At 58.0% G+C, this 648-nt stretch carries 1 protein-coding gene; it reads right to left on the bottom strand.

Translation table 11 applies throughout. The annotated features are described in order from the left end of the window. A partial coding sequence (locus CO671_RS34080; RefSeq protein ID WP_245425057.1) for a hypothetical protein occupies positions 1-249 on the bottom strand: 249 nt, incomplete at its 3' end. Between the last annotated feature and the right edge of the window lie 399 nt (positions 250-648).

Here is a 648-nt window from a genome sequence, read left to right as displayed (position 1 = left end):
GCTACCGTCGGGTAGAATTTCGTAGTTTCGGACTGCTTCCGCGAACTGGTTGATGCGGGTCTCGTCATCAGGATGCATGTCTCGGTCGGCGGGGCGACCACGCTTGCGAACCTTGGTTGAGACCACGTGAGTCTCCGTTGCGGCATCGACGTCTTGCTGCCCGCGCAAGTCGCTCGGATCCTGTTCCAGGTCTCGGCTCTCTGAATAGTAGTCCTCGATCCAGGCGTCCGTATCGAAAGCTCCGGTCACGCCTTCGATCCACCCACTTACTTCGCGAGAATCGTCATCGCGCGGCTGGTTCCGTCTTGGGTACATCGATGCCGGTCCTCCGGAAATCAAATTTGGAACCTCGATCCTAATGCCTGCCGACCGCCGCCCAGCATGCTAAAGCCAGATCCAATCATGCCCTCAAGGCATGGCCGAACACCATATGGCGACGGCTTGCCGACAATCGTCTGCACTCGACCATCCGGCCGGCACATGGCTTGAGAGGCTCGCCAGCTTGCCGCTTGCCATGCGGAGCCCGCTAAAATTGGCCTTCATTTAAGCAGTTCGAGTGATGTGTTGGACATGCAGCGTGAAGGGTGCCGTCAGAATTTCCGATTCCAACCAATCTTTCCGCCGGCCTTTCTGATTTCGCCGCCTCAG

The sequence above is a fragment of the Rhizobium sp. M10 genome (assembly GCF_002531955.1).
In the GTDB taxonomy this organism is placed as follows: Bacteria; Pseudomonadota; Alphaproteobacteria; order Rhizobiales; family Rhizobiaceae; genus Rhizobium; species Rhizobium etli_C.
This window is presented reverse-complemented; position numbering and strand designations above follow the sequence as displayed.